Annotated in this window: 5 protein-coding genes; all 5 read left to right on the plus strand. The window is 31.4% G+C overall.

Annotation, left to right across the window (positions count from 1 at the left end):
* A partial coding sequence (locus Q0F58_RS17435) for a M20 family metallopeptidase (protein WP_294379139.1) occupies window positions 1-1,072 on the plus strand: 1,072 nt, incomplete at its 5' end.
* A 125-nt stretch (window positions 1,073-1,197) separates the two neighbouring features.
* Window positions 1,198-2,166, plus strand: a complete 969-nt coding sequence (locus tag Q0F58_RS17440; protein ID WP_294379140.1) for an ABC transporter substrate-binding protein — start codon at window positions 1,198-1,200, stop codon at window positions 2,164-2,166.
* Window positions 2,167-2,345: 179 nt separating this feature from the next.
* Complete coding sequence (locus Q0F58_RS17445; protein ID WP_294379141.1) at window positions 2,346-3,080, plus strand: amino acid ABC transporter ATP-binding protein; 735 nt, start codon at window positions 2,346-2,348, stop codon at window positions 3,078-3,080.
* 16 nt (window positions 3,081-3,096) lie between these two features.
* Window positions 3,097-3,813, plus strand: coding sequence for an amino acid ABC transporter permease (locus Q0F58_RS17450; protein ID WP_294379142.1), 717 nt, complete (start codon window positions 3,097-3,099; stop codon window positions 3,811-3,813).
* A gap of 29 nt (window positions 3,814-3,842) precedes the next feature.
* The gene (locus Q0F58_RS17455; RefSeq protein ID WP_294379143.1) at window positions 3,843-4,454 is read left to right on the plus strand and encodes an AAA family ATPase; all 612 of its coding nucleotides are present in this window, start codon (window positions 3,843-3,845) and stop codon (window positions 4,452-4,454) included.
* The last annotated feature ends 27 nt before the right edge of the window (window positions 4,455-4,481 follow it).

Raw genomic sequence — 4,481 nt, forward strand, 5'->3', positions numbered from 1 at the left:
TATTGAAGAAATTTTAAAGAATGAAAAAATACCAGTTCAATTAGATTATGTATTGCCTAAAAGACCAAATGTATATGCATTTTTAGGTGGTGAATTTACTAAAAAACCTAAATTAATGTTGAATGGACATGTGGATACTGTTCCAGGATTTAATATGGATTATGATGCGTATAAACCGTTTATTAAAAATGGCAGTATTTTTGGAAGAGGTTCTTGCGATATGAAGGGAGGAATTGCAAGTTTTATAGCTGCTATAATAGCAATTAAAAGATCAGGAATAAAACTAGATGATACTGTAATGTTTGCAGGAGTCATAGATGAAGAAGAGTGTTCGCGTGGAACAGAGCATTTGGTCAAAAACGGGTTCAATCCAGAATATGTATTGATTTCTGAACCTACTGGCATGGATTTATGTACTAGACATAAAGGGTTTGAATGGATGGAAGTAAAAATGATAGGTCGTTCCTGTCATGGAAGTACGCCAAAAGAAGGAAAAAATGCAATTTATGCCGCATCGTATTTTAACCAAATTATCCAAGAGAAGTTAGAACCTATTATTGATTCAAGATTTGATAAAGAATTAGGCAGAGGCTCTGTATGTGTTGGTAAAATTGAAGGAGGAAATGATCCTAATATTGTTCCCGATTTATGTTCAGTTCAATTAGATCGCCGCTGGCTGCCACAAGAAAGTCTAGAATCAGTACATAATGAAGTAATAGAATGTGCTAAAATAGCAGCAGAAAAATATGGCTGTAAATTTGAATTCAGGCCACTGGTTGAACTTCGAGCATCAATGGTAAATGCTCCATATAGTTTAGATGTTAATGATAAATTCGTAACTACAATGCAGGATATATTATCCAATGTTTTAAAGAAGAATGTAGAACCTACATATTTTAAAGGATGGAGTGATGCAGGGATTTTGGGTAATCATTCTGATGCAAAATGTATCATTTTAGGGCCTGGAAATGCTGAACAGGCACATGCAAATGATGAATTCTGCTCACTGGATGAAATATATGAAAATTCAGAAGTTTGTTTTGAAGCCATTCGTAAGTTGTGTAGAAATTAATGAGATAAGTTATTGAATTAGATTAAATATAATAAAGAATATGTGAGTGCAATGGTGCAGAAAGTTCTATTACTTTTCTGCATTTTATTTTTTTACAATAATTAGATTTAAATGGAGGGGTAAATATGATAAAAACAAGAAAACATAAAAGAAATATATTGAGCTTTTTAAGTGCAATGCTTATTATGACAACTGTTTCAATGATGGGGTGCGGTAATAGCACTGCAACAACATCATCACAAAGTGATACAGATACAACGGCAACAGAATATGATAATTCTTATTGTGTAGATGGAAAACCAAGTGAAGAATTACAAAAGCTCAGAGAAAATGGAACTTTAGTAGTTGGTAGTTCAGGAGATGCTCCATTTGCTTATATTGATGAAAAAACAGGCGAATTTACAGGCGTAGATGCAGAAATCATTAAGGAAGTTGCAAAGAGACTTGGAATCAAAAAAGTTGAAATGAAGTTAATACCATTTTCTGAGTTAATTGTAAATCTAAATTCAGATAATATTGATATTATTTGTGATTGTTTATGTATAAGGGAAGAAAGAGCTAAACTAATTTATTACGGAGATTTATGGTATGTACAAGGAGGTACATTACTTGTTCCAGAAGAAAGTCCTATTAATGGAGCAGAAGATTTTGATCCTAACAGTACAGTAGTTGGGTATACTGCAGGAACAACATTCCAAAAGGATTGTGAAAAATGGGCAGAAAGTGGTTCAATTAAAGAAGCAAAGGCAGTTGGTGATCAATCAGAAGCTATTGTTGCAATTCAAAATCACAAGATAGATGCATTTTTAACAGATGAATCTGTTGTAGAAAGTATTATGAAGAATGAACCAGATACTTTAAAAGGCTTAAAAATGGCTCCAAACTATAAAACTGATGAAAGTGAAATTGGAAAGATTGCACCATCTGTATCATTTAAAAATATCCCATTTATGAAAGAAATCAATAATGTTATGAAAGATTTAAGAGATGAAGGCTTTGTGGAAAAAGTACTTAAAGATAATGGATTAGATCCTGCAAGACATTTAGTTACTAATGATAATTGCAAGCATGATATGAATACTAAGGAAGAATAGTCAGAACATGCTTTAATAAATAAATTTCTTAAAGAAATGGTGATGGAGTACAGGTTCTCATTACATCATCCTTTCTTTAAGGATTTGCTATTAAATTTTCAAGGAAATTACTGATTAAAATTTTAAATTAAGGATAAAATGTATGATTCAATTTAGATTATACAGGGAGGGGGAGCATTATGGCTTTATTGGAAATTAAGAATTTACAGAAGAGTTTTGGAGATTTGCAGGTATTAAAAGATATTAATGTATCTATTGAAGAAGGAGAAGTTTTGGTATTGATTGGACCTTCTGGTTCTGGAAAAAGTACATTTTTAAGATGTCTTAATTTATTAGAAATACCAACTGGAGGTTCTATTTATTATCATGAAAAAGATATTTTACAGCCTAAGTTTAATGTTATGGAATATCGCCGACATGTAGGAATGTGTTTTCAAAGATTTAATTTGTTCCCTATGATGACTGTATTGAAAAATATTACATATGCGCCAATTCATTTATTAAAAAGAGCAAAAAAGGATGCAACAGAGCAAGCTATGGAATTATTAGAGAAAGTTGGGCTGGCTGATAAAGCAGATGTATATCCTACTACTTTATCTGGAGGACAGCAGCAGAGAGTAGCAATTGCAAGAGCATTAGCCATGAATCCTGAAATGATGTTATTTGATGAACCCACATCTGCACTTGATCCAGAATTAGTTGGAGAAGTTTTGAATGTTATGAGAAAATTAGCAGAAGATGGAATGACTATGGTAATAGTAACACATGAAATGGGATTTGCAAGAGATGTTGCAGATAGGGTTATTTTTATGGATGGTGGATATATAGTTGAAGATAATACACCAAAAGAAATCTTCAATAATCCTAAAAATGATAGAACAAAGATGTTTTTATCTCGTGTATTAAACAAATGAAGGGAAGAGATGTTTTATGGATGTATTTAATAAATTAGATTTTAGCAGAGCAATTCATGAATTGCTGCCCAAGCTTATGGGCGATGCCATGAAAACTGTTGTAATAGTAACCATAGTAGCCTTTCTATTGGCAATTGTAATAGGATTTATTTTAGCACTTGGAAGAATATCTAAATATAAAATTATTTCAAGTATTGTTGTAGTTTTTCAGGAAATTATTAGGGGCACACCTTTAATGGTTCAGTTGGTATATATTTTTTATGTTATTCCGCTTATTATTGAAATTATTGCTTATTTTTGTGGAATACCATCATACAAATGCAATATGTCTGCAACAGTAGCCGGTATTGCAGGTTTAGCAATTAATCATGGAACATACCTCTCAGAAGTAATTCGTTCAGCAATTATCTCTATTGACAATGGTCAAATTGAAGCTGCACTTGCATTAGGATTTTCAAAACGTCAAGCAATCTATCGTATTGTTATACCTCAAGCATTTAAAAACAGTATTCCTGTATTTGGAAATTACTTTGTCATGATGGTAAAAGATACTTCTTTAATGGCATATGTTACAGTACAAGAATTTCTTATGATAACAAAGTCATATACTTCACAAACATTTCTTACTATAGAATCATATACAATTTTAGCAGGAGTATATCTAGTAATTTGTCTCCCATTATCAATGATTGTAAAGGCAATTGAACGAAAATTAAATAGAATAAGAAGATGATTATGAATCATAAAGTGAGGGGATTAAAAATGAAAAAATATATTATTACTATAAGCAGAGAATTTGGTTGTGGAGCTCGAGAAATCAGCAGACAGCTTGCAAGTGAATTGTGTATTACTCTGTATGATAAAGAACTGGTAAGTATGGCAGCTCAAAGATCAGGATTAAATTCAGATATTTTAAAAGAAGCAGATGAAATGATGGATAGCCGCATAAACAAATTATTTAAAGAATTTGTTTATGGATCATCAACTAAATTTTATTCTGAGCAGGCAATTCAAGCACAAGTGCAGGTAATACGAGATCTTGCAGATAAAAAAGATTCATGTATAATGCTTGGACGTTGTTCAGACTATATATTGCGAGAGTATCCAAATGTAATAAACATTTTCTTATATGCACCTCTTGAAGCAAGGATTAGTCATATTTCTGATGCATATCAATTAGATAGAGTAAGTGCAGAAAAAATGATTAAAAGGGTAGATAAACAAAGACATAATTATTATAAATATGTAACTGGATATAATAGAGGAGACAGGGAAGAAAAACATCTTATGATTGATGTAGCTAAATATGGTGTGAAGGGAACTGTAAAATTGATATCTGAGGCTGTTTCAATTCTTTTTGAAGATAAAGATTGATTTAATAGTTTTTACAAGATTATAAAT

The organism is uncultured Clostridium sp. (assembly GCF_934754915.1).
In the GTDB taxonomy this organism is placed as follows: Bacteria; Bacillota; Clostridia; order Clostridiales; family Clostridiaceae; genus Clostridium.

Bases quoted from the DNA above. Each gene is read 5' to 3' on its own strand.
- Q0F58_RS17440 (WP_294379140.1), top strand. From the start codon at position 1,198: ATGATAAAAACAAGAAAACATAAAAGAAATATATTGAGCTTTTTAAGT.
- Q0F58_RS17445 (WP_294379141.1), top strand. From the start codon at position 2,346: ATGGCTTTATTGGAAATTAAGAATTTACAGAAGAGTTTTGGAGATTTG.
- Q0F58_RS17450 (WP_294379142.1), top strand. From the start codon at position 3,097: ATGGATGTATTTAATAAATTAGATTTTAGCAGAGCAATTCATGAATTG.
- Q0F58_RS17455 (WP_294379143.1), top strand. From the start codon at position 3,843: ATGAAAAAATATATTATTACTATAAGCAGAGAATTTGGTTGTGGAGCT.